This is a genomic window from Haloferax mediterranei ATCC 33500, assembly GCF_000306765.2.
Taxonomy (GTDB): domain Archaea; phylum Halobacteriota; class Halobacteria; order Halobacteriales; family Haloferacaceae; genus Haloferax; species Haloferax mediterranei.
Window position 1 is genome coordinate 187,727 of record NC_017941.2, and the last position, 24,133, is coordinate 211,859.

Here is a 24,133-nt window from a genome sequence, read left to right on the forward strand (position 1 = left end):
CTGGATTCATACCCCTGCCACCGAACCATTCTCCCGTGCATTTCGTCTACGTCCTCCAGTGTAGCGACGGCTCGCTGTACACCGGCTACACGACCGATGTCGAGCGACGCGTCGCGGAACACGACGCCGGTGAGGGAGCGAAGTACACTCGCGGGCGCACGCCAGTCGAACTCGTCCACGTCGAGGAGTACGACTCGAAGTCGGCGGCGATGTCCCGCGAGTACGAGATTAAACAGCTCAAACGGAAGCAGAAACTGGCGCTCGTCGAGTCGAAATCACAGAGCGTCGCCGACACGTAACGTAGTTTTTTGGCTCACCGCAGAGAGGTGCGCATATGGACGAAATCTCCTTCGGGACGGATGGGTGGCGCGCCACGTTGGACACGTTCACGGACGACCGCGTCCGAATCGTCGGACAGGCGGTCGCGGATTATCTCGCCGACGAGGGCTATACGGAGCCGGTACTCATCGGCTACGACGCCCGCGAGACCTCGCCCGGATTCGCCGAATCGCTCGCCGAGGTTGTCGCCGGAAACGGCTTCGACGTCCTCCTGCCGGAACGGGACTGTCCGACTCCGCTCGTCGCCTACGCCATCGCCGACCGCGGCCTCTCGGGCGCGCTCATGGTCACGGCCTCGCACAACCCGCCGGAGTACAACGGCGTGAAGTTCATCCCGTCCGACGGCGCACCGGCGCTTCCCGAAGTGACCGACGCCGTCGCCGAACACCTCGCCGAACCGGACCTCCTCCCCGAGTCCGAGCGCGGCACTATCGAACGCGTCGACATCGTCTCACCGCACGCCGACCACGCTATCGACCTCGTCGGCGACAACATCTCCGGGCTGACGGTCGTCTACGACGCCATGCACGGGAGCGGTCGCGGCGTCACCGACGCCCTGCTCGAATCGGCCGGTGCCGAAGTCATCCGCCGGCGCTGTGAGCGCGACGCCGACTTCGGCGGTATCTCGCCGGAACCCTCCGAAGAGTACCTCGGTGGACTCGTCGACGCGATGGACGAACACGACGCCGACCTCGGTGTAGCGAACGACGGCGACGCAGACCGCATCGCTATCGCTGCGCCCGACCGCGGCGTCCTCGACGAGAACCTCTTTTTCGCCGCCGTCTACGACTACCTGCTCGAATCTGACTCCGGTCCGGCAATCCGGACCGTCTCGACGACGTTTCTCATCGACCGTATCGCCGAGGCGCACGGCGAGGAGGTCTTCGAGACGGCAGTCGGCTTCAAGTGGGTCGCCGACGCGATGCGCGAACACGACGCGCTCATCGGTGGCGAAGAGTCCGGCGGCTTCTCCATCCGCGGCCACGTGCGCGAGAAAGACGGTGTTCTCATGGCGCTGCTCGCGGCCTGCGCCGCGGCCGAGGAAGACTTCGACGCCCGCCTCGACCGCATCAGCGACGAGTTCGGCGATATCGTCGCCGACAAAATAAGCGTCGAGTGCCCCGACTCGGAGAAAGCACGCGTCATCGACGAGTTGGAGGACGAACTCCCCGAGACGGTCGCCGGCCGCGACATCGCCAAGGTCGTCACGCTTGACGGTTTCAAACTCCTCTTGGACGACGGTTCGTGGGTTCTCGTCCGCCCGTCCGGAACAGAGCCGAAGATGCGGGTCTACGCCGAGGCGGGAAGTGAAGACGCGGTCTCGACGCTCCTCGATGCGGGTCGCGACCTCGTCGAACCACTCGTCTAAGACCCTCCTTCTCCCTCTCGCGTTCGTTCTCGGTGTTCGTCTTCTCCCGCTGCCGGTCGAACGACACCGCGATACGCCGGTGTGAACAACGGGAGCGTCTGTGCGTGGGCTGTCAGCGAGACGGTCTCACCGGCCGACTCCACGAGATTGGCCGCTTCGAGTTTCGGCAAGTGGATGTGGACGATACCCGTTTCAGCCTGTTCGACTACCTGTACGTCGACTTCGTCCGGTGGCTGGTCGGTCGTGCGAACCGCGAGCGCGACAGCGAGGTCCCACACCGACGCGGGCTCCGTCCTGTCGTGCAGATATTCGAGGACGTAGCGGCGTGACGGGTCCGCAAGCGCATCGAGCACGCAGTCCCAATCGGTGAGGATATGGTCACCCCGGTCTCGTTTTGCCATGACCCCGACTTTCTAGAACTTACCAATGCGAGCGTATATTTGTGTTGGTTGTTAACATTATACACGAGTCTGTAATAACTGAAGACGCCACTCATATCGGCTCTCCGTCCTATTTTCGGACGAGAATCCCACGGAATCGGTCGTCCGCTGTCCCGCTCTCTTCGGTTTCGATATCGAATCCGAGTGACTCGTAGAACGGTCGGACGCGAGCATCAAAGTCGGCAACGAGTCGCCCCCGTCGGTCGAGTGCATGGGCGACGAGTTTGGTTCCGACTCCCCATCCACGGCGACTCGGTGAGACGGCCACGGCGTCCACGTAGTCACCGTCGAGAACGAGTGCGCCGACGATTCGACCGCCTGCCTCGCCGTCTCGGTCCCGGCCGGTTTCGGCGACGAGGCAGTCGCCCGTGCTCAGCCGCGTTCGGACCTCGCTCGCATCCATGTCGAGGAGTCCAGCGTCGAGAACACGCATCACGGCGACCAATTCGTCTGGCGTCCCCTCGCGGACGGCGATATCGCTCATTATCGGCGCTGGGTTGCGCGGGGAGAAAGGTCCGGCGGAGCGTAGGGGTTGTCCGTGGTGTGTGAGAATCACCGCGGGGAAGCGAGTGTCGAACAGGCGTAAACGGCGTCGTTATGCCGCCAGTTGGTCGATTCGATTTAACAGGTCGTCTATCTCGGGTCTGTCGGCTGGATTCGACCCGCGGTGGGTGTAGACGACTTCAGGCTCATCACCTCGGAGGTCGATGAGGACGGCCTCCGGCATCCGACCGACCAAGTCGTGCAGTTTTCCGAGCGCCCCGAAGCGCGTCGGCTGGTCGAACTCGTCACCCACGTCGGCACCGGGGTCAGCGAGCAACGGGAACGGGAGGTCGTAGCTTTGCTGCCATTTCTCGGCGCGTTCCGGTGGCTCAGGCAGGACCGAGACGACTTCCGCGTCTCGCGCTTCGAACTCGTCGTATCGGCGCTTTACCGACTGTACTTGTCTGCGGCACATCTTACAGTAGTAATCTCGCTGGAGGAGTAACACGAGGAAATCGGCCTCCACGTCGGCTAATGAGACTGTCTCAGAACCGGCCGCAACGTTAGGCAATTCGAAGTTGAGAGACTGAGCCTTGTCGGACATCACCGGGTATTCGTGCATGCTCGGCATAACCATCTCCCGGGCGTGCATTTCACACGCCAAACACCAAAACCGAGGTACGAAGACCGAACGCGGAATTATCCGCCCTTGATGAGGCGGAGCACCTTCACGTGGTCCTCCTCGACTGGTTGGTCCTCGGGAACGGGGCGGCCGTCGACGAGGACGGACACTTCGTGGGGGCTGAGGTCGACTGCCTTCACGAGGTCCGCGTAGGTACCATCGTCACCGACGGTGACCTCGTGGGCCTCCTCGCCGACGACTTCGACGGTCACGTCCATGCTCGGGCGTGAGTGACCAGCGGGTTTCAGTCCGTCGGCTTTGTCGTCGCTGCGCAGTTTAACTCCGAGGTGCCGGGTCGTCGCCACCGTCTCGGACGCTTTATGTGCGGGGCGGCCCGTGGGATGGATATGAGCGAGGCCGCGGAGTCGGGCGACGCCCCGGCGGGTCGCGAAATCTGGATCGAGAAGTACCGACCGCAGACCCTCGACGACATCTACGGACAGGAGGAAATCGTCGAACGACTGCGCAGTTACATCGAGCGCGACGACCTGCCGCACCTGCTCTTTGCGGGACCGGCGGGCGTCGGGAAGACCACATCCGCGACTGCCATCGCCCGCACCCTCTACGGCGACGACTGGCGCGGCAACTTCCTCGAACTCAACGCCTCTGACGAGCGCGGTATCGACGTGGTCCGCGACCGCATCAAGAACTTCGCGCGCTCGTCGTTCAACCCCGAGCGCGGTTACACCATCATCTTCCTCGACGAGGCCGACTCGCTGACGAACGACGCGCAGTCGGCGCTCCGGCGGACGATGGAGGAGTTCTCTGACAAGACGCGCTTTATCCTCTCGTGTAACTACTCCTCGAAGATTATCGACCCGATTCAGTCCCGCTGTGCGGTCTTCCGCTTTTCCCCGCTCGGCGACGACGCTATCGCGGAACAGACCCGCGACATCGCCGAGGCCGAGGGTATCGAACTCACCGAAGGCGGTCTCGACGCGCTCGTCTACGCCGCCGGCGGCGACATGCGCCGCGCCATCAACTCCCTGCAGGCCGCGGCGACGACCGGCGAGGTCGTCGACGAGGAAGCAGTCTACCTGATTACGTCGACCGCGCGCCCCGAAGACATCGAGAAGATGGTTCGCGCCGCTATCGACGGCGAGTTCACCGCCGCGCGCAAACAGTTGGAGACGCTCATCGTCGACACCGGCATGGCTGGCGGCGACATCATCGACCAACTACACCGGTCGGTCTGGGACTTCGACCTCGACGAGCGCGACGCCGTCCACCTCATGGAACGTATCGGCGAGGCCGACTACCGCATCTCCGAGGGCGCAAACGAACAGGTCCAACTCGAAGCGCTCCTCGCGTCGCTCGCGCTCTCGCAGAACTAAGCTGTACTCTGGCTGCTTTCCAGCCGCTTTCTGTATTCTGGCCGCTTTCTGTCTCCGTCTGTGTTTTCGCTTACTCTACTACCACTACGACCGGAACTCGAATCGAGCGCCGCCCAACGGACCCGAGGTCACACTGACCGACCAGCCGTGTGCCTCTGCGATAGACTCCACGATTGCAAGCCCGTAGCCGATGCCGTTTTCACCGGTCGTCTCGCCGGGCTTGAATACCTTGTCTCGGCGGTCAGGTTCGATACCGGGACCGTCGTCTTCGACGTAGAACCCGTCGTCGAGACTGCCGATATCGATGCGTACGTCCTCTCCACCGTGTTCAACCGCATTTCGGAACAGGTTGGCGAGTAACTCCGCGAGTCGGTCTTCATCCGCATCGACGACGACCGACTGCGCAGTGGTCAACTGGGCATCGACGGTTTCGGTGCTGTCCCACGCCCGCCGTGCGACGTGTCCGAGATTAATGGGTGAGGTTTCGTCGACGAGCTGGCCGCGTCGAGCCAACGACAGAAGGTCGTCGATGAGTTCGCCCATCTGTTCGAGTGCCGTCTCCGCAGTGTCGAACCGTTCGTCGCTGCCGGTTTCGCGGGCGAGTTGCAGGTTCCCGCGGGCGACTCCGAGCGGGTTTCGAAGGTCGTGGCTCACGATGTTCGCGAACTCTTCGAGCCGTTCGTTCTGTCGTTCTAACTCGCTTTCGCGGGTCTTCCGTTCGGTGATGTCGGTATAGATTGCGTAGCCCGACCCGCGCTCTTCGCCGGGAGACAACGGCACGACGTTCAGGATGAACTCGCGGACGCCGTCTTCAGTCCGCCTGCAGACTTCGCCGCGATAGCTCTCGCCGGTCGCAACGAGCAGTTCCGGGATGGTCTCTTCGACATCGGGGTCGGGGACGGGGTCCGCCTCAGCTTCCAGAGGAATGATTCGCCCGAGGAGGTCGCTTCCGACCACATCTGTCGAATCGTACCCGAACGTCGTCTGGAACGCACGGTTCACGTCTCGGACGGTGACTGCACCCGCTTCGACATCGTATGCGACCGCGGCGTCGGAGACGTGTTCGAAGAGGGCGTTCGACCGGTCGCGTTCCTCGCGGAGTCGCGCCTCGGCCCTGATTCGTTCAGCAGTGACGGCGACGTGGGCCATGAGGAGTTCGGCCAACTCGACGTCCTGTTCGTCGAACGCGGCGGGAGTAAACGACGTGGCCTGAAAGACGCCGATATCACCGATTGGGACGCTCAGCGCGGACCGATACATCCGCTTGACCGGCCTCGACCCCGGGTAGTCTCGAACGTCGTCGATGATGCGTTTCTCGCCCGACTGGTACACCTCGGCCGCGACTCCTCCGGATTCGAGTGGGACGTGCTCGGCCGCGTTCGCCGGGGCGTGAGACGAGATTGCAGTCGGGATGATGTAGCCGTCTTCGACGATGCCGACGTAACTGATGTCGAATTCGAGGATGTCGTCGGTAATCTCGACGGTCTGGTCGAATAACTCCGTGAGACTCGTCGCCGCGGCCAACTCCGTCGCCCCGCGGTGGAGTCGCTCGATTTGTTCGCGGCTCTTTCGAACCGCGCTCTCCGATTCGATTCGCGCGCGGGTTTCAGAGACGTACGAGACGAGCAGTTCCGCCAGTCGAAGGTCGGTTTCGTCGTACGCACCCACCTCGTTCGAGATGGCCTGAAAGACGCCATCGTCCCCCATCGGGACGCTCAGCGCGGAGCGATACGCCGGGTCGTTAGGTGTCGCTGCTGGATGGTCGCGTACGTTGTCGATGAGTGACGACTCTTTCGACTGGTAGGTTTTCGCGAGCAGTCCCGTTTCCGACGGTATCGGCCCTGTTCCGGCTAACTCGTGGTCGTTTGCGGTAACATAGAAGCCGTCGTCCTCGTGGACGAGAAAGAGGGTGTTGTCGAATTCGAGGATGTGTTCTGTCAGTTCGATGGCTCGGTCGTACAACTCGTCGACCGTCTCGGCGGTGATGAGATTCGTCGTCCCCTCGTAGAGACGCTTGAGTCGGTCCCACTCGGTGTCATTCTGTCCGTCGGTTCTCGCGCCGTACTGGGCGGTAGCTTCGGTGCCGTTCTGACGGACGGTTCCGTTGGTGTTCTGACGGACGGTTCCAGTTCTGCTCTGCGTGACGCCCGAACCGTCGTCTTTGCTATCGTCGTCGCTGGCTGTCGATTCCCGGGCGTTGTCGCATCGCGCGAGAACCCAGCGAATCTGAGACTCGAGACCCGACCGGTCGCCACGTCTCACGTACGCATCGAACCGTTCCGGTCTCTCGATAGCTTCGGGCCGTTCGTCGGTGTATAGAATTGTCGCCACGTCGTCCGAAACCATCGCATCCGAGTTCGAGACGACGACGCAGGCGGCGTTAGTCACGTTTCTCCCGTCGCTCGATGGCGCAACCGTGACCCCGTTTCCGAGGTCGACGGTGTCGTCGAAGTCATCGTCTACGAGAACGGTCGGTTCCGTTGCGTGCACGGCAGTCCACCTATCTGACGCCCACGAGAAATATAATCGTTGCGGCATGTTTTCTCACGGCAAGAATCTTGCTGGCGTGTCTCATGCCCTCGCTAGTTCGGTACCGTCACTTCGTCGAGCTCAGTTAAGAGACCAAAATCCGTAGTTGAGGACGGTCGCGAACGCCGTCCACAGGAGGTACGGAGCGAGGAGGGCGGCTGCGCGCCGGTCCACGAGCGCGAATTCGCGCATCGTCACCGCAATTGCTGCGAGGAGGACGACGATGACGACGAGACCCAGCGCCGGCGACTGAAGTCCGAAGAACGCAGCAGACCAGGCGACGTTGACGACGAGGTGGCCGCCGAAGACGACGAGTGCTCGCCGACTTCGTGGGTGGTCACTCCGCGAGACGAGGAACGCGGCGACGCCCATCAGGGTGAAAAGCGTCACCCACACCGGACCGAAGACCCAGTTCGGCGGTGCGAACCACGGACGAGCGAGTGTCGCGTACCACGGGTCGAGCGACGTGGTGGTGAAGATACTTCCGACGGCCCCCGCGAGTTGGGCGAGGACGACCCACGCGAGGAGTTCGACGGCGGGCCGCCGACGGAGGGATACGAACCTCATACCACTGTTTCGTTTGGAAGGAAAAAGAACGTGCGCCCTTCGTGGGGTGAAATTGCCTCGAATCAGGCGTCTGCGTCCATTTCCCGGAACTGTTTTACCCAACGGTAGACCAGAGTTTGGCAATGAGCGAACTCGAATCGGAGTACCGCCTCGACTATTTCGAGGAGGAGGGCTTCTACCGGAAGCAGTGCCCCGTGACGGGCGTACACTTCTGGACACGTGACCCTGACCGAGAGACCTGCGGCGAACCGCCGGCGGATGACTACACCTTCATCGACAACCCCGGATTCGACGAGGAGTACACGCTGGAGGAGATGCGCGAGAAGTTCCTCTCGTTTTTCGAGGAACACGACCACGAGCGTATCGAACCGTATCCGGTCGCTGCGAACCGCTGGCGCGACGACGTGCTCTTGACGCAGGCATCTATCTACGACTTCCAGCCGCTCGTCACGTCCGGCGAGACGCCGCCGCCGGCGAATCCGCTCACCATCTCGCAGCCCTGTATCCGCATGCAGGACATCGACAACGTGGGCAAGACCGGTCGTCACACGATGGCCTTCGAGATGATGGCGCACCACGCCTTCAACGCCCGCGAGGAGGCGGGCGACAAGTACGCCTACGAGGGCGAAGTCTACTGGAAGGACGAGACGGTCCGACTCTGTGACGAGTTCTTCGAGTCACTCGGCGCTGACATCTCCGAAATCACCTACATCGAAGACCCGTGGGTCGGCGGCGGCAACGCCGGTCCCGCCTTCGAGGTACTCTACCGCGGCGCGGAACTCGCGACCCTCGTCTTCATGTCGATGAAGCAGGACCCCGACGGCGAGTACGAACTCAAGGACGGCAACTCCTACTCGCCGATGGACACCTACATCGTCGACACCGGCTACGGACTCGAACGGTGGACGTGGGTGTCGCAGGGGACCCCGACGGTCTACGAGGCCGTCTACCCCGACATGATCGACTTCCTCAAGGAGAACGTCGGCATCGAACACACCGACGACGAAGAGGAACTCATCCACCGCGCGGCAAAGCTCTCGGGCCACCTCGACATCGACGAAATCGACGACCTCGCAACCGCCCGCGCCGAAGTCGCCGACGAACTCGGTGTCGACACTCAGAGACTCACCTCGCTGCTCCGCCCGCTCGAAGACATCTACGCCATCGCCGACCACTGCCGTACCCTCGCGTACATGTTCGGCGACGGTATTGTCCCCTCGAACGTCGGGACGGGCTACCTCGCTCGCATGGTGCTCCGCCGCACCAAGCGCCTCGTCGACAACCTCGGCGTGGACGCGCCACTCGACGAACTCGTGGACATGCAGGCCGAGCGGTTGGACTACCAGAACCGCGACACCATCCGCGACATCGTCCGCAGTGAAGAGCGGAAGTACCGCAAGACGCTCGAACGCGGCTCTCGGAAGGTCCAGCAACTCGCCGACGACTACGCCGAGACGGGCGAACCCATCCCGGTCTCCGAACTCATCGAACTGTACGACTCCCACGGCATCCAACCCGACATGGTGCAGGAGATTGCCGAGGAGCGCGGCGCGACAGTCGACATCCCCGACGACTTCTACTCGCTCGTCGCCGACCGACACGAGCAGGTCGACGCCGAAACCGCCGCGGAGGGCCACGACGAGCGCCTCGGCGACCTGCCTGCGACGGACAAACTCTACTACGACGACCAGGAGCGAACCGAGTTCGAAGCGGTCGTCCTCGACGTGTTCGAGCGCGAGGAGGGCTACGACGTGGTCCTCGACCAGACGATGTTCTACCCCGAAGGCGGCGGCCAACCCGCCGACCACGGGACGCTCGCAACCGACGACACGACGGTCGAAGTGACCGACGTGCAAATCGAGGGTGACGTCGTCCTCCACCATACCGACGACGACCCCGGAAAGGGCGAATTCGTCCGCGGTCAACTCGACGTAGAGCGTCGTCGCCGTCTCATGCGACACCACACGGCGACACACGTCATCGGCCACGCTATCCGCACGGTCCTCGGCGACCACATTCGGCAGGCCGGTGCCTCGAAGGGCGTCGACCGCTCTCGCCTCGACGTGACGCACTACGAGCGCATCACCCGTGAGGAGGTCAAGCAAATCGAGCGCGTCGCCAACGAACTCGTGATGCGAAACATCCCGGTCAAACAGGAGTGGCCGGACCGCCGCGACGCCGAGAAGAAACACGGCTTCGACCTCTATCAGGGAGGGATTCCGCCGGGCGAAAAGATTCGCCTTATCCACGTCGGCAGCGACGTGCAGGCCTGCGGTGGCACCCACGTCAAGCGAACCGGCGACATCGGCGCAATCAAAGTGCTGACGACTGAGCCAGTCCAAGACGGCGTCGAGCGTGTCGTGTTTGCCGCCGGCAACGCGGCTATCGAGGCCACCCAGCGCACCGAAGACGCGCTCTACGAGGCCGGCGAAGTCCTCGACGTGAACCCCTCGGACGTGCCCGAGACGGCCGAGCGCTTCTTTACCGAGTGGAAAGAACGCGGCAAGACCATCGACCGCCTGAAGACGGAACTCGCCGAGGCGCGCGCCGCCGCGGGTGCTGACGAAATCGATATCGAGGGCACGCCCGCCGTGATTCAGCGACTCGACAGTGACGCGGACGAACTCCGCGCAACCGCAAATGCGCTGGTCGAAGAGGGCACAGTCGCTGTGCTCGGCTCCGCCGCCGGTGGCAGCGCCCAGTTCGTCGTCGGCGTCCCCGACGGCGTCGGCATCAACGCCGGACAGGTCGTCGGCGAACTCGCCAGCAAGGTCGGCGGCGGCGGTGGCGGCCCGGCCGACTTCGCGCAGGGCGGCGGTCCCAACGTGGACGCACTTGACGACGTGCTCGACGAGGCTCCCGACGTACTGCGGACCGTGCTGAACGCCTAAACCGGCTGAACTGGCGGCACCACGAATCTTTCTTCTCTCTATTCCCCCGTTTGACTCGCCTCCTGACGAGACGGACGCCCTAAGTCGCTCGCCCGACGACCGACAGGTATGCCGACAGCAGTCTCCGATGGCGTCGAACTCTATTACGATTCGGACGGCGAGAGCGAACCGGTCGTCTTCGTCGGCGACGCGGGATACGGCGCGTGGCAGTGGGGCTGGCAACACGCCGCGGTCGCCGGTCCGTTCGAAAGCGTGGTGATGGACCTTCGCGGGTCTGGTCAGTCGGATGCGCCTTCCGGCCCGTACTCGGTCGAAACGCTCGTTTCCGACCTTGTGGCCGTCCTCGCGGACGCCAACATCCGAAAAGCCCATCTCGTCGGGTTCGGTCTGGGCGGTCTGGTCGCGCTTGAGGCTGCCCGAACGACCTCCCGCGTTCGGGGTCTCGTCCTCGTCGGTACTGCGGCCTCAGGAACCGATATCGACCCCGAACCGCTCTACGGTGCGCCGGACGACCCGCATGCGCTTCGCGAGTCACTCACGCCAGCGCTCTCCGACGAGTTCCGAACGGAACAACCCGATGTTGTCGACCAAATCGTCGAGTGGCGCGGCATGGAAGACGCAGACCCTGACGCGTGGGCGGCACAGACTGCCGCAATCGCCGAGTACGATGCAGATCCGCTCTACGAGGTGACGGTCCCGACGCTCGTCATCCACGGCGACGACGACCCGGTCTGGCCGGTCGATGGCGGACGCGCCCTTGCGAACGACCTGCCGCGCGGGGAATTCGAGTCGTTCGAGGGAGCGCGGCACCTCGTCACCGTCGAGCAGTCTCGTGTCGTCAACGACGCCATCGTCGGCTTTCTCGAATCGCTCGACGACTGATAAGGACTGTTGTAGTCTCTTACCGGTGTCGCCAGCACCGGGACGATGGTCACCGGTAAATAGTTACAACAGTCCTTATGTGGAAGTGAACATTCGATGGCCTGTCCGGTAGCTACCCCTGCCGTCGCAGGCGGCGGCAGAAGCGGTCTCGGGCGCAACTTCTTTGCTCTCTCGCCATCTGTCTCCACCACGATGAATCGACCGCGCTTTGCGTTCTTGGACGCGTCACACGCCGACGAGAACACACCACGAAACTTCAGGCGCGAACTGGACGCCGACCTCGTCGAGTTCGACGCCACCGCTGGACACCTTCCCGACCACTTCGACTACGATGGCATCGTCATCACCGGGTCGTCGTCGTCGGCCTACTGGGACGACGAGTGGATTCAGAACCTCGTGTCGTGGGTCGCCGAGGCTGACGAACGAGGACTCCCCATTCTCGGGGTCTGTTTCGGCCATCAGGTCGTCGCCGCGGCGCTCGGTGGGACTGTCGAAGATATGGACGACTACGAACTCGGCTACAGCGACGTCGAGCGGACGACCAACGACGACGCGGACGACCTCCTCGCTGGCATCAGCGGGCAATTCACCGTGTTCACGTCCCACGGTGACTACGTGAGCGAACTGCCGCCGGGTGCGGAACTCCTCGCGGAGAACGGATTCGGCGTTCATGCCTTCCGCCGGGACCACGCCTTCGGCGTCCAGTTCCACCCCGAGTACGACACGGAGACTGCGGAAGCGATTGCGCGAGAGAAGGACTTCCTGCCCGACGAGCAAATCCAGTCCGTCCTCGACGACATTACTCCCGAAAACTACGATGCTGCCTGCGAAGCAAAGCGTCTGTTCGATAACTTCGTCGCCTACGTCGACCGCGTGAGGACGGAGACGGTCGAATCTGCGGCCTAAGTCACTCGAATTCGAACGCTCGAAGTCGCCGCGTCGTTGTCTTTCTTCTACTCCTATTCATGTAGGGAAAACTACTAAATATCGTCCGTCGCAACTGCTTGTAACATCTCTGTGTCGCGTGTGAGCGAATCGCTTTTCACCACCCCAGACGCAGGGACTATCATGCTCGATTATCTGGAATTAGAGTCGGACCTGACCGGCGAAGAAAAACTCGTCCGCGACGAAGCACGACGATTCGTCGAAGAGCAGGTGAAACCCGATATCGGCGACCACTTCGAGCAGGGAACGTTCCCGATGGACCTCATTCCGAAGATGGGCGAGCTTGGGTTTTATGCGCCTAACCTCGACGGCTACGGGCTTCCCGGACTCGGCGAACGTGCTTACGGACTCCTGATGCAAGAACTCGAAGCGGGCGACTCGGGGCTTCGTTCGATGGCGAGTGTGCAGGGGTCGCTCGTCATCTACCCGATTCACGCCTTCGGGTCGGAAGCCCAGAAAGACGAGTGGCTTCCCGCGCTCGGGTCGGGTGAGGCAGTCGGTTGTTTCGGACTGACTGAACCGCAACACGGCTCGAACCCATCGGGAATGGAGACGACTGCCGAGAAGGACGCCGACGGCTACGTGCTCAACGGGTCGAAAACGTGGATTACGAACTCTCCCATCGCCGATGTGGCCGTCGTCTGGGCGCGAGACGTGTCCGCAGACGGGTCGCCGGTCCGCGGCTTCCTCGTCGAAACCGACCGCGACGGCGTGACGACGAACAAGATAGAGGACAAACTCTCCATGCGCGCGTCGGTCACGGGCGAAATCGGTCTCGACGACGTTCGAGTCCCCGAGGAGAACGTGCTGCCGGGCGTCGAGGGCATGAAAGGACCGCTTTCGTGTCTCACGCAGGCGCGGTTCGGCATCGCGTGGGGCGTCGTCGGCGCGGCCCGCGACGCATTCGAGGATGCACTCCAGTACGCGAAAGACCGCGACCAGTTCGGTGGCCCGATTGCTCGGTTCCAACTCCAGCAGGGCAAACTCGCCGAGATGGCGACTCAAATCACGAACGCGCAACTGCAGGCTCACCGACTCGCCGAACTCAAACAACGCGGCGACCTGCGCCACCAGCACGTGTCGATGGCGAAGCGCCACAACGTCCGCGTCGCCCGTGACGTGACGCGAACGGCCCGCGAGGTGCTCGGCGGAAACGGCATCACGACCGACTACTCGCCGATGCGTCACATGGAGAACATCGAGACGGTCTACACCTACGAAGGGACCGATGACATCCACACGCTTGTCATCGGTGCCGACCTGACGGGAATCGAAGCATTCGAGTAAGCTTCGGGACCTGGAGTGGGGGACCTCGTCGCTTTCGGAGTTGTGCGTGTACTGTGACAACAGTACACATACATTTATATCTCCTCGCTCATAGATTACGATAGAGGCACCCCACAATGACCACCTCGGCTAAGGACCGTCCGGCGACACTCGACCTCTCTCGTGAAGAGTCGTGGGTCGTCCATGCCGCTCTGCTCGCAGCAATCGAGCGGGCGGTCGATGCAGACGAAGAGCCGACGCCAGCCCCGAGCCTGCTCGCGCGGGTCGAAGCTGGTGATGAAGACTTCAACAGTGCCGAACTCGACTATCTCGTAGGTGCCCTTCGCGCATACCGCGAACAGGCACCATCTCGGGACCAGCATCACATATCGCACGTCATCGACCACATTGAGGCGGCGCAGGCGTAACCTGTCGTTTTCTCTTTGTGTCTTTTTCCACGCACGTCCGTCAGGTAGTCTGAGTTACTTCTCGCAAAGATTCGGTGCGCACGAGCGAACGACGCTGTTAGTTATCGCTACTGTCGGTTCTATGTTATTGGATATCATACTATCAATATCATGATGTTATTTATCATCAATATCAATTCTAGTTTGACATGACTACTTAGTAAATAACTTATTTGTGGTTGAGAAAGTAGCGCTGAATGCGTATCTCCAACCGATTTGAATTGCTGACGGCAACGTTCCTCGCAGTGGCGCTTCTGGCGTCCGCCGTGGCACCCGCGGCGGCCGCTTCGGCCCACTACGAATTCGCGGATGACACCTCCACTGTCGACCAAGGCGATGTAGTCTCTATCACGTTCGAGGCAGCGGACGGCGTGAACAACACATCCGAAGCACTGGCTGGCGACAACAACACCTTCGACCTCCACATCGGGGGCGAAGAACAGGGCTTCCTCGTCAACGCGACGGTCGTTGACGAGAACCGCGACGGCAACGTCACCGTCGAACTGAACACGTCCACTGCGGGTCAGGCCAACGCTTCGTCGTACCTCACCGCCACCGGTAACGACTCGGTGACGAACGCGACGCAGGCTACGGAGAACCTCTCCGAACCGCTCGACGCTGGCGAGTACCCGCTGACCCTCGGTTCGATGAACAACTCGACCGACACGGCGACGCTCGTCATCGAGGAGAACGAAACGACCACGACGACGGCGACGACCACGACCGAGGCTACGGAGACGACGACCGAAGCCACGGAGGAGACGACCAACGCGTCCACGACCGAGTCTGAAACCAACGAGTCGGCAACCGACGCGACGACCGAGCAGTCCACCGACACCGGCATCCCCGGGTTCGGCGCCGCTCTCGCAGTCATCGCACTCGTTGCGGTGGCGTTCGTCGCAGTCCGCGAATAAGGCCGGTAGCTACCCTCGACTCGATTTCCATCTTTTTGCGTCGTGTTCTCTGTACTCCTACCTGCTAGTCTCGACTGTTAGTTGGAAATGACAATTTAGTAATTAATTTAGTCGTGGTCGAGAAAGTGGAATCAGATGTTCCCCTCCAAACGGTTTGAACTGTTGACGACGACGTTCCTCGTGGTGGCGCTCTTGGTGTCCGCGGCCACTCCCGCGGCGGCCGCCTCAGGCCACTACGAGTTTGCGGACAACGAGTTCACCGGCGAGCAAGGTGAAGTAATAGCTATCACGGTCGAAGCGTCGGGTGACGCTAACGACACGACGACCGTTCACATCGGCAACCAAGACCAAGGCTTTCTCGTACACGCGACGGCCGTCGACGAGAACGGCGACGGCGAAGTCACACTCGAACTGAATACCACGACTGCGGCTCAAACTGACCCATCGTCGTACCTCAGTGCCGCTGGCGACGACTCGGTGACGAATCTAACGCAGTCTTCCCGTTTGCTCTCCAACCTGCTCGACCCGGGCAGTTACGACCTGCGAGTCGGGTCGATGGACGACCCGAACGACACGGCGGTACTTTCCATCAAAGATAACGACTCGGTGACCGACCCGATTTCAGAGACACCGACCGACCCGATTTCAGAGACGCCGGTACCGACGCCGCCCGAAGACCCTGACTTCGAACACAGCGTTGTCACGGTGACTCCCGGCGTCGAAGATACCGCGCAAATTCCGGTCGTGTTCGGCTCCAACGGAACCGCGACGCTCACCATTGAATCGGTAGAGACGGGCTACAACACGTCCGTCGAACTCGCTGACGGCAATGGCGACTACAAGACAAACGTCTCGATTGACCTGACCGCAACCGACGAATCGCCGGAGGAGTACATTTCCGTCTCCAACGGTGACCGAATCGAGAGCATCTCGTGGAACGAATCGACGACCGACATCGAGACACCCCACGAGTACGACCTCAGACTCTCTGACTCGAACGAGACTGTCAACGTCGGCGTGCTCGCCGTCACGGAAAAGCAGATAGCGACCGACCAGCCCGCAACCGACGCCGACGCGAACGCCTCGCCGACCGCAAACGGGACCACGAACAGCACCGCGAAGTCCACCGACACCGGTATCCCCGGATTCGGAGCATCCATCGCTGTCGTGGCCCTCGCGGGCGCGGCGCTCCTCGCGGCCCGGCGCTGATTCGGTTCCCAACTCCCCCTGAGCCGTCTCCGATTTTTTGTACCCGATGCGGACGTTTTAGTACGCTTCACAGCCAACGCTCCGCAAATGGCTATCGATCCGAACTTCGACCAGAACAGAGAGCGAGTCGGTGAAGAAGATGGCGTCGCCGTCTGGGGACCCGTCGAACCGCCGGAGAAACTGGGTATCCACGGAACGCACGTCGCCGTCGACTACGACATCTGTCTCGCCGACGGCGCGTGCCTCGAAAACTGCCCGGTCGACGTGTTCACGTGGGTCGACACGCCCGACCACCCCGTGAGCGAACTGAAAGTCGAACCGACGAACGAAGACCAGTGTATCGACTGCATGCTCTGTGTCGATATCTGCCCGGTTGACGCCATCGACGTGGACGCCTCCCGGCAGGCTTGACACCGAGACCAGACGTTATCTCACTTGCCCGCTTGCGTCCCGTATGGGCCTCATTCACACTGCAATCGCCATCTCGGACCTCGACTCAACGCTCGACTTCTACGCCGAACTCGGCCTCGAACGAACCAACCAGTTCGAACTCAACGGGGTCAAGAACGTCTATCTCGGGAGCGACGACACCGACATGGAACTCCAACTCAAGTACGACTCTACGTCGACCGCTCGCATCGAGCCTTCGGGCATCGACCACATCGCCATCGAGGTCGCCGACGTGGACCGCATCTTTGAGGAACTCGTCGAAGCCGAATCACCAGTGGTCGTGAATCCACCGGTCGATATCGAGGCCGTAAACGCCCGTGCAGCGTTTGTCGAAGACCCGGACGGCTACGTCGTCGAACTGGTCGAATTCGAAGACTGACGGTTGAGTCGCCGCGAGTTTTCTCTGACACGAACTGATTCGTCACCGATACAGATGTACTCTGATACTGGTTCAGATGTGACTCGTTACCGACGCAGCGGTCACTCGATGCTGACTCAGATAAAACTCGATGCTGACTCATATGTAACAAGTAGCTAATATGAATGTGACTCGAAGCTCACGTGTATTCAATTCGTCACTAACTCGAACGACATCCATCACTGATTCAAATGAAATCCATTACCGACTCGAATCTCACTCGCAGTCGAATTCGTCTCCGTCAACCTCGCGTGGACTGCCTTCGGAGACTTTCGCAGTCGTCTCTATCTCTGCGATGGGTAGTTCGTCTTCGGGGCCGTAAAACCGGATTTCGACGGTATCGCCGGCTTCCATTGGTCTGTCACCGTCGTATTCGACTGGGTACCGTCCGTTCGTTCTGAAAAATGGCCCATCGCTCGCTGCGATATCGTTCCAGTTGGATTCGACGTACCTGACGCCGACATCGTCGCGGCCGGTCTCCCCGTCGGTCTGCCATCGATTATGGACCATTCGGATGGTCAGTTGCTCTCCCGCACCGAAGTCACCGGTACAGAACTCACCAACTTCTCCGTCGTGATACTGCTGGTCCGTGTCGTCGCTGAACCGATTGGGATTGACGAACCGGAGTTGTCCACCCTTACCGTCGTCGCCGCGCCACCGGACGAGTACCGACCCGATGTCGTCGCCCTCGAACACGGGTCCGTGGGTGTACGCGATTCGTATGCGGTCGATGTCGCCTCGTGTTTCGCCTCCGGCGGAGTTCCATCCGTTCCACGACCGGTGTTCGGGACCGAGAACGACGGACGTTTCACCGAATGCACGGGCTTCCTGCGGTTCCGTGTATCTGTCCGCAGCGTCGAAGAGATAGCCTGATACGGTCGTTGCGAGCACGAGCACGATGGCGACCAACAACACTGTTGCGACGACTGGGGAAACACCCCTCTCAGTTCTACTCACGAGTTTCTCCTACTGAGAAGGAATAAGAGGTATGAAAATACTTTTGAGATTGATTTTTCGGGTGTTTTACTCGTCTCCCACCGTCACGGGATTCGTATCGAGTACCCGAACGAATTCGCCGCGTCGCACAGGTATATGATGTTAGGGCGTCAATACGGCGGTGCCATGTCCGAGGACGTGACCGCGCTCTTAAAGCGCGCTTATCAAGACGAGCACGAGACGGTGATGAACTATATGACGAACTCCATCGTCCTCGATGGCGTTCGGGCCGAAGAAATCAAGGAGTCACTCAAGACTGACATTCAGGAGGAACTCACGCACGCCGAGCAACTCGGAAACCGGCTGAAGCAACTGGACGAAAAGCCGCCGGGGTCTGCAGCCTTCGAATCGCGCCAGCACGACCTGCAACCCCCGGAGGACAGCACAGACGTGCTCTCGGTCATCGATGGCGTCCTCACGGCCGAGGAGGACGCAATCAAGACTTACCGCTCGCTCATCAACGCTGCCGAAGAGGCGAACGACCCCGTCACGGAAGACCTCGCTGTGACTATCCTCGCCGACGAGGAGGCACACCGCACGGAGTTCCGCGGCTTCAAGAAAGAGTACGACCGCGAGTAATCACCCGACGCAACGCGCTTTGGGTACTGTAACGCTCCGAAAGGCACTCGCTGCGTCGATTCGACGCGGTGAGTATGCCCGGCCCCTCTTTTTGTTCCGGTGACGACGTGGCGCTTCGAACCGCCGAGTGTGAAAATTCACCGTTTGGTATCTACGGACTGCTCGAATCGAAGTAGCGAGAAAAAACGGAGTCGTACTCGGACGCTACTTAGTCGGCCGAAGCGGGCGTCTCACTCGTACTTGTGACACCGGCCTTTTCGTCGAGCGCTTCGACAATGAGTTCAGAGATATCGACCACGTCGAGGTCGTCCTCGTAGCCGCCGGTCTTGCGACCGTCTTCGTACATCGTCGCGCACATCGGGCAGGCGACGACGAATCGCTCGACTGTACTTCCAGCCTCGGTGTCTTGGAGCGCTTCGCGGAGGCGTTCTTCGGACGGCTTGGACTCCTCTTCGTGGTCTAACCAGAGCCCACCGCCACCGCCGCCACAGCAGAACGAGTCCGCGCGGTTACGGGGCATCTCGGCGAGTTCGACGCCGGTCGTGCGGATGACCTCGCGGGGCGCTTCGTACTCGCCGTTGTACCGCCCGAGGTGACACGGGTCGTGGTACGTGACGGTCTGTGCGGAGAGTTCGGTTCCGGAGAGACCGAGCCGGTCGTCGTTGACGAGTGTCTCGACCAGTTGGGTGTAATGGAAGACCGGGTAGTCGAACGACTCGTCCATCTCCGGATACTCGTTTTTGAACGTGTTGTACGAGTGCGGGTCCGTACAGACGATTTTCTCGAAGTCGCAGTCGTCCATCGCGGAGATGTTGTCTTCGACGAGCATCTCGTAGAGACCCTCCTCGCCGACGCGGCGCACGTCGTTTCCGTCGTTCTGTTCGTCCTCGTAGAGGATACCGTAGGAGACGCCCGCCTCCTCGAAGATGCGGGCCATGGCGCGGGCGACGCGGCGGTTCCGCTCGTCGTAGGAGGGGTAGTCACCGACGTACCAGAGGAACTCGACGGCTTCGTCGCGGGCGTCGGGCACCTCGAAGTCGAGGTCGTCGGTCCAGTCGGGACGCTTGCGCTGTGGGTCGCCGAAGGCGTTGCCGTTCGAGAAGATGTTCATCATCGCCTCCTGAACGGATTCCTGCTGTTGGCCCGTCTCGGTGAGGCGGCGGTTCATCTCGGTGAAGTGCGTCAGGTGCTCGATGTCGACCGGACAGGAGTCCATACAGGCCATGCAGGCCATACACGACTCCATCGACTCGGCGGCGATAACCGAGGTACCGCCGTCGGCGACGATGTCGACCGATTCACCGCCCGCATCGAGCGAGTCGCGGTAGGTCTTCAGGTCGAGGATGACGTCACGCGGGTCGAGGTTGCGGCCGGACGCCTTCGCCGGACAGGCGTCGGCACAGCGACCACATTTCGTACAGGCGTCGTAGTCGAGAAGCGCCTTCCACGAGAAGTCGTCTTCCGAGACGTAGCCGATTTCGTCCGGCGGCGTGTCGGCGGGCACTTTCGGCAGGCGCAGGCCAGCCTTTTCGTCCGCGGTGACGACGTTCGCGAACGACGTGAGCATGTGCAGCGGTTTCGCATACGGGACGGCTGCAACGAACGCCAGTGCGAGGATGGCGTGTGACCACCAGCCGAACCAGTAGAGCGTCTGGGCGAGGCCTTGGCTCATGCCTGCAGCATCGAACACGATAGCGATGAAGTAGCCGACGAAGCTCACCGTCTCGAAGTCAGGGAACTCGGTACCGACAATGCGGATTGCTTCGATGACGTAGCCGCCGACGCCGAGGAGAAAGAGCGTCCAGATGAACGCGTCGTCCTCGAAGCTGGTGTGTTTGCCCCACAGACGCGGATGTCTGACGCCGTAGCGCCGCCAGAGGGCCATCCCGATACCGACGACGAACAGCAGACCCATGAGGTCCATGACGAACGAATACGAGAGGTAGAAGTCGCCGACGAAGAACGAACTTCCCGTCACCCGTTGCCAGATGTCCATGTCGATGGCGAGGATGGTCGTCCCGATGAGGAGCGTCAGGAAGCCCCACATGATGAACGTGTGCATCACACCCGCGTACAGGTCGCGGTCGAACTGCTTCTCGTTCGAGAACACCACTTTGGTTGCGCGGATGATTCGCCCCGGGAGGTCAGACAGTCGGTCGAATGGGTCCGACTCGCCGTGCGCGTACCGAACGACGCGCTCGTACACCCCGTACAGGAAGACGAGGGAGGCGATAGCGGCGAGACCGTAGAAGAGGGCCTCTCCAACCGGGCTAATAGTCCAGAAGGTCTCTCGTGTGACCTCCGCCTGCGCCACAAATCCCATAATCAATCACTAATGAACTGGAGGTTAAATCTTGTCACCCGTATCGCGCCTACGTCGGTGAATTCCGGGACATTCGGGTTCGGGTGAACTACCCCTCCCTACTGCGCTACTCGGTCGCTTCGCTCCCTGCGTTGCTCCTTGAGGAAGGGGACTTAGCGCCTAATTCCAGTTAAACGATAGTACTCGAAAGCAAAGCCAGCGCGAGCACCACACCGGGTACGTCGCGCCGACCGAGTCGAATCACCGGAAGCGTCGGATTCCACGCGAAACACCGGGCACGGAGCGCGAGCGCAAGGGCGTCCGCCCGCGCGAACGACCGTCGAAGCCCGCCGGCGGCGACGAGCGACAGCCGTTCGTCCAGCCGACGTTCGTCGCCGAGCCGGGCCGCCTGCGCTTCTCGGACCCGGAGTAAATCACGCCGAACCAACGGGAGGAACCGAAAGACGAGCGCGACGCCGACGCCGAGTGCGACGCCGAACCGACCGGGAACGAGGCGCTGAATCGCGGCACGGGACTCGCGCACCGGCGTGGTTCTAACGTATGCCGCAGCGACGAGAAAGACCAGCATCACGCGGATACTGGCGAGTGCAGGGTCGACCGCCGCCGCGGGTTCGAACCACGGGGAGCTGAGACGGGCCGCCTCGACGATAGGGCCGACAGCGAGGAACGGAATCGCATAGCGGAGGCTGTAGAGGGCCGAAAACGGGGCGGTGTCGGCCGCGCGGAGACAGACCGCAGCCACGACGCCGAGGACAGTGAGTCCGACAGGCGTCGTGTGTGCGAACCCGGCGGCCGCAAACGACATTTGCACCGCGAGTTTCGTCCGCGGGTCGAGTCGGTGGGCGAGCGAGTCGCCGGGTTCGTAGGTCAACACGGTGGTCGAACGTCGAGGTCCGGAAGTTTGTCTGCGGCCGAGTCGGGGTCCTCGTCGAGGGCGATTCGACCGCCAGAGAGGACGACCACCCGGTCGGCGAGCGACGCCACGTCTCGAAGGTCGTGCGTCACGATGACGAGGCTGGTTCCCGCCTCGCGGAGTTCGCGGAGTCGCGCGAGCACCGACCAGCGAGCGGGTTCGTCCAGCCCGGTGAAGGGTTCGTCCAAGACGAGGTGGTCCGGCCGCATCGCCAGCGCCCCCGCAATTGCGAGGCGTTCGACTTCACCGCCGGAAAGCGAGTCCACGCGCTCGTCCTCGCGGCCAGCGAAGTTGACGGCGGCGAGCGACTCACTGACTCGGCGGTCGATTTCGTCGCGGTCGAGACCGAGATTCTCCGGGCCGAAGGCCACGTCGGCACCGACGGTTGCCGCTACGAGTTGGTCTTCGGGGTGCTGAAACACCATCGCCACCGAGGTTCGAGCGGCGACGAGATGCTCGGAGACGCGACTACCGTTGACGACTACGGTCCCCTCGTCGGGTTCGAGAAGTCCGTTGAAGTGGCGGACAAGCGTGGTCTTTCCCGACCCATTCGCCCCCGCGAGGATGACGCACTCTCCGTCGTCGATGGTGAGGTCGACGCCGTCGACCGCGACAGTGTCGCCGTAGCGGTGGACGAGGTCCTCGACGCGAATCATCTAGTTCGCCGCGATGGCGTCCGAGCGGACGATACCGACGGCGGCGGCGATTTTGAACGTCTCGAAGGGGATGAATGCGGCCGAGGCCAGCCCAAAGGCCGTGCCGAGGCTGACTCCCTGGACGTACGCGAAGCCGACCGTCCCGAGTGCGTAGATGACGACCGTTCCGGCGACCATCGCGCCGACGAGGCGGACGGTGCTCACGCGGTAATCGCCGAGACTGACCCCGCCGTGGACGAGTGCGCCGACGAGCGCGGCGGCGATTGGGTACGACCAGAGGTACCCGGCCGTCGGCCCAACTAGTGGGGCGAGTCCGGCGGAGCCACCCGAGAAAACGGGCGCGCCGAGTCCCCCGGCAACGAGGTACAGTCCCATCGAGACGCCGCCCCAGACGGGACCGAGGAAGATGCCCGCGAGGAAGACGACGAGCACCTGCATCGTCACCGGAATGGGTGAGATGGGATTCGGGAACGAGACGTACGAGCTCGCACCCATGAGCGCCGCGAACAGGGCGGCGCGGGCGATGTTGCCGACGAGCTCGTCGCCGACGAGTTCGACCGATTCGTGTTCTGCTGCCATGACTGTCGCTGTCTCGTAAACTCAATTGAAAGTACCGGTTTACGGGGCGTAGCGGCTGGCTCACCGCCGTTACGTCTACTGAGAATGTCAGTCGGTCAAGTTTCATCATCATCATCACTCGGTCGAGTTCTCTCGTCAGGTTCGCCACCGGTAGTCTGGCGGTCGACGCGGTCGACGCGGCCGTCACAGCCACTTGCGACAATACGATTAAAGACGCTGGCGGTGTCATTTATCGGGTATGGACGAGAAGACTGCCGAACTCCGCGATATCTTCATCGAGACGACCGGGTCGGACACCGTGACTGAACGGCAGTCCGAGTCGCGCGGGTCGCTCGCCGACGTGGACGACCCCGAGGAGGTTCGTGCCCGCGTCCGAGACCTCGTGACGACGATGCGAGAGCGCTACGGGTTCGAGACCGACCTCTCCGACGATGCGCTCGTCACGCTCGTCGTCGGCTACTTCGACGGCGACTCCGACGAGGACCTTGCAGTCGAACTCGACGCCGCGCCCGCTGCGATTCGGACTGCTCGCTTCGACCTCCACCTCGTCCGCGACAGTGACCGCGAGTACCCCTTCGACGCGGACCGATTCGACAAACTCCTCGTCGAAGGCGCTGACGACGAGACGCTCGCCGAGAAACTCGATGTGCCGGTCGACGTGATTCGCGAGTTCCGACCTGTCGCCGAGGCGGATATCCGGTCGACGCGGGCCAACCACCGATTCCGTGACGACTTCACCGAGTTGCTCACCGACGACGACCTCTCACAGCGGATGGCCGAAGACGCCCGCCGCGACGGACTTCGAGAGGCGACAGAAGACATCGAAACGGACGTGTCTCTGTAGGGACCTTTCTGCCCCGGTTCTCGGGGCCGATGCGCTGTCATGACATGAAATTAACCCG

General features: G+C 62.0%; 25 protein-coding genes. 14 read left to right on the forward strand and 11 right to left on the reverse strand.

Going from position 1 to position 24,133, the window contains the following annotated elements:
* Window positions 1-35 precede the first annotated feature (35 nt).
* Window positions 36-299, forward strand: coding sequence for a GIY-YIG nuclease family protein (locus HFX_RS00985; RefSeq protein WP_004058424.1), 264 nt, complete (start codon window positions 36-38; stop codon window positions 297-299).
* Window positions 300-334: 35 nt separating this feature from the next.
* Complete coding sequence (locus HFX_RS00990) at window positions 335-1,708, forward strand: phosphoglucomutase/phosphomannomutase family protein (RefSeq protein ID WP_004058423.1); 1,374 nt, start codon at window positions 335-337, stop codon at window positions 1,706-1,708.
* On the opposite strand, the gene HFX_RS00995 is transcribed toward HFX_RS00990, so the two are convergent.
* From HFX_RS00995 to samp2, 4 genes are all read right to left on the reverse strand, one after another.
* Complete coding sequence (locus tag HFX_RS00995) at window positions 1,705-2,109, reverse strand: DUF7344 domain-containing protein (protein ID WP_004058421.1); 405 nt, start codon at window positions 2,107-2,109, stop codon at window positions 1,705-1,707. The two genes, HFX_RS00990 and HFX_RS00995, sit on opposite strands and share 4 nt — an antisense overlap.
* Before the next feature lie 109 nt (window positions 2,110-2,218).
* Window positions 2,219-2,632 carry a GNAT family N-acetyltransferase gene (locus tag HFX_RS01000; protein WP_004058419.1) on the reverse strand — a complete coding sequence of 138 codons (414 nt, stop codon included), beginning with the start codon at window positions 2,630-2,632 and terminating at the stop codon, window positions 2,219-2,221.
* A 111-nt stretch (window positions 2,633-2,743) separates the two neighbouring features.
* On the reverse strand, window positions 2,744-3,235 hold the full coding sequence (locus tag HFX_RS01005) for a peroxiredoxin family protein (protein WP_049917466.1): 492 nt from the start codon (window positions 3,233-3,235) through the stop codon (window positions 2,744-2,746).
* A gap of 95 nt (window positions 3,236-3,330) precedes the next feature.
* Window positions 3,331-3,531: a ubiquitin-like small modifier protein SAMP2 gene (gene samp2, locus HFX_RS01010; protein ID WP_014732059.1), complete on the reverse strand. Its 201-nt coding sequence runs from the start codon at window positions 3,529-3,531 to the stop codon at window positions 3,331-3,333.
* Between the two features lie 129 nt (window positions 3,532-3,660).
* Between samp2 and HFX_RS01015 the strand changes: the two genes are divergently transcribed.
* Window positions 3,661-4,647: a replication factor C small subunit gene (locus tag HFX_RS01015; RefSeq protein ID WP_179955352.1), complete on the forward strand. Its 987-nt coding sequence runs from the start codon at window positions 3,661-3,663 to the stop codon at window positions 4,645-4,647.
* 84 nt (window positions 4,648-4,731) lie between these two features.
* Here the strand turns inward: HFX_RS01015 and HFX_RS01020 are convergent, their stop codons facing one another.
* Window positions 4,732-7,137, reverse strand: a complete 2,406-nt coding sequence (locus HFX_RS01020; protein WP_004058411.1) for a GAF domain-containing sensor histidine kinase — start codon at window positions 7,135-7,137, stop codon at window positions 4,732-4,734.
* A gap of 120 nt (window positions 7,138-7,257) precedes the next feature.
* Window positions 7,258-7,743, reverse strand: coding sequence for a TspO/MBR family protein (locus HFX_RS01025; protein ID WP_004058409.1), 486 nt, complete (start codon window positions 7,741-7,743; stop codon window positions 7,258-7,260).
* 122 nt (window positions 7,744-7,865) lie between these two features.
* Here HFX_RS01025 and alaS point away from each other — a divergent pair, with 122 nt between their 5' ends.
* From alaS to HFX_RS01070, 9 genes are all read left to right on the forward strand, one after another.
* Window positions 7,866-10,634 carry an alanine--tRNA ligase gene (gene alaS / locus HFX_RS01030; protein ID WP_004058408.1) on the forward strand — a complete coding sequence of 923 codons (2,769 nt, stop codon included), beginning with the start codon at window positions 7,866-7,868 and terminating at the stop codon, window positions 10,632-10,634.
* 108 nt (window positions 10,635-10,742) lie between these two features.
* Window positions 10,743-11,516, forward strand: coding sequence for an alpha/beta fold hydrolase (locus tag HFX_RS01035; protein ID WP_004058406.1), 774 nt, complete (start codon window positions 10,743-10,745; stop codon window positions 11,514-11,516).
* 192 nt (window positions 11,517-11,708) lie between these two features.
* Window positions 11,709-12,422 (forward strand): type 1 glutamine amidotransferase, encoded by a 714-nt coding sequence (locus HFX_RS01040; protein WP_004058404.1) that lies wholly within the window; start codon window positions 11,709-11,711, stop codon window positions 12,420-12,422.
* 162 nt (window positions 12,423-12,584) lie between these two features.
* Window positions 12,585-13,748, forward strand: coding sequence for an acyl-CoA dehydrogenase family protein (locus HFX_RS01045; protein ID WP_004058403.1), 1,164 nt, complete (start codon window positions 12,585-12,587; stop codon window positions 13,746-13,748).
* 116 nt (window positions 13,749-13,864) lie between these two features.
* Window positions 13,865-14,155, forward strand: coding sequence for a DUF7853 family protein (locus HFX_RS01050; RefSeq protein WP_004058401.1), 291 nt, complete (start codon window positions 13,865-13,867; stop codon window positions 14,153-14,155).
* A gap of 236 nt (window positions 14,156-14,391) precedes the next feature.
* A complete protein-coding gene (locus HFX_RS01055; protein WP_004058399.1) occupies window positions 14,392-15,108 on the forward strand; it encodes a DUF7827 domain-containing protein in 717 nt (238 codons plus the stop codon).
* Between the two features lie 135 nt (window positions 15,109-15,243).
* Window positions 15,244-16,317, forward strand: a complete 1,074-nt coding sequence (locus HFX_RS01060; protein WP_004058397.1) for a DUF7827 domain-containing protein — start codon at window positions 15,244-15,246, stop codon at window positions 16,315-16,317.
* A gap of 87 nt (window positions 16,318-16,404) precedes the next feature.
* Window positions 16,405-16,728: a 4Fe-4S dicluster domain-containing protein gene (locus HFX_RS01065; RefSeq protein ID WP_004058394.1), complete on the forward strand. Its 324-nt coding sequence runs from the start codon at window positions 16,405-16,407 to the stop codon at window positions 16,726-16,728.
* Window positions 16,729-16,771: 43 nt separating this feature from the next.
* Entirely contained in the window at window positions 16,772-17,146 is a 375-nt protein-coding gene (locus HFX_RS01070; RefSeq protein WP_004058392.1) for a VOC family protein, read from the forward strand.
* A 255-nt stretch (window positions 17,147-17,401) separates the two neighbouring features.
* Here the strand turns inward: HFX_RS01070 and HFX_RS01075 are convergent, their stop codons facing one another.
* Window positions 17,402-18,142 (reverse strand): archaellin/type IV pilin N-terminal domain-containing protein, encoded by a 741-nt coding sequence (locus tag HFX_RS01075; protein WP_049917450.1) that lies wholly within the window; start codon window positions 18,140-18,142, stop codon window positions 17,402-17,404.
* Window positions 18,143-18,307: 165 nt separating this feature from the next.
* Here HFX_RS01075 and HFX_RS01080 point away from each other — a divergent pair, with 165 nt between their 5' ends.
* Complete coding sequence (locus HFX_RS01080; RefSeq protein ID WP_004058389.1) at window positions 18,308-18,760, forward strand: ferritin-like domain-containing protein; 453 nt, start codon at window positions 18,308-18,310, stop codon at window positions 18,758-18,760.
* A gap of 208 nt (window positions 18,761-18,968) precedes the next feature.
* Here the strand turns inward: HFX_RS01080 and HFX_RS01085 are convergent, their stop codons facing one another.
* From HFX_RS01085 to HFX_RS01100, 4 genes are all read right to left on the reverse strand, one after another.
* Window positions 18,969-21,083 carry a heterodisulfide reductase-related iron-sulfur binding cluster gene (locus HFX_RS01085; RefSeq protein ID WP_004058388.1) on the reverse strand — a complete coding sequence of 705 codons (2,115 nt, stop codon included), beginning with the start codon at window positions 21,081-21,083 and terminating at the stop codon, window positions 18,969-18,971.
* Between the two features lie 169 nt (window positions 21,084-21,252).
* On the reverse strand, window positions 21,253-21,957 hold the full coding sequence (locus HFX_RS01090; RefSeq protein ID WP_004058387.1) for an energy-coupling factor transporter transmembrane component T family protein: 705 nt from the start codon (window positions 21,955-21,957) through the stop codon (window positions 21,253-21,255).
* Window positions 21,951-22,652, reverse strand: coding sequence for an energy-coupling factor ABC transporter ATP-binding protein (locus tag HFX_RS01095; RefSeq protein ID WP_004058386.1), 702 nt, complete (start codon window positions 22,650-22,652; stop codon window positions 21,951-21,953). The genes HFX_RS01090 and HFX_RS01095 overlap by 7 nt, the downstream gene beginning before the upstream one ends.
* Entirely contained in the window at window positions 22,653-23,231 is a 579-nt protein-coding gene (locus HFX_RS01100; RefSeq protein ID WP_004058383.1) for a biotin transporter BioY, read from the reverse strand.
* 238 nt (window positions 23,232-23,469) lie between these two features.
* On the opposite strand from HFX_RS01100, the gene HFX_RS01105 reads away from it, so the two are divergent.
* Complete coding sequence (locus tag HFX_RS01105) at window positions 23,470-24,075, forward strand: hypothetical protein (protein WP_004058381.1); 606 nt, start codon at window positions 23,470-23,472, stop codon at window positions 24,073-24,075.
* Window positions 24,076-24,133: the final 58 nt, after the last annotated feature.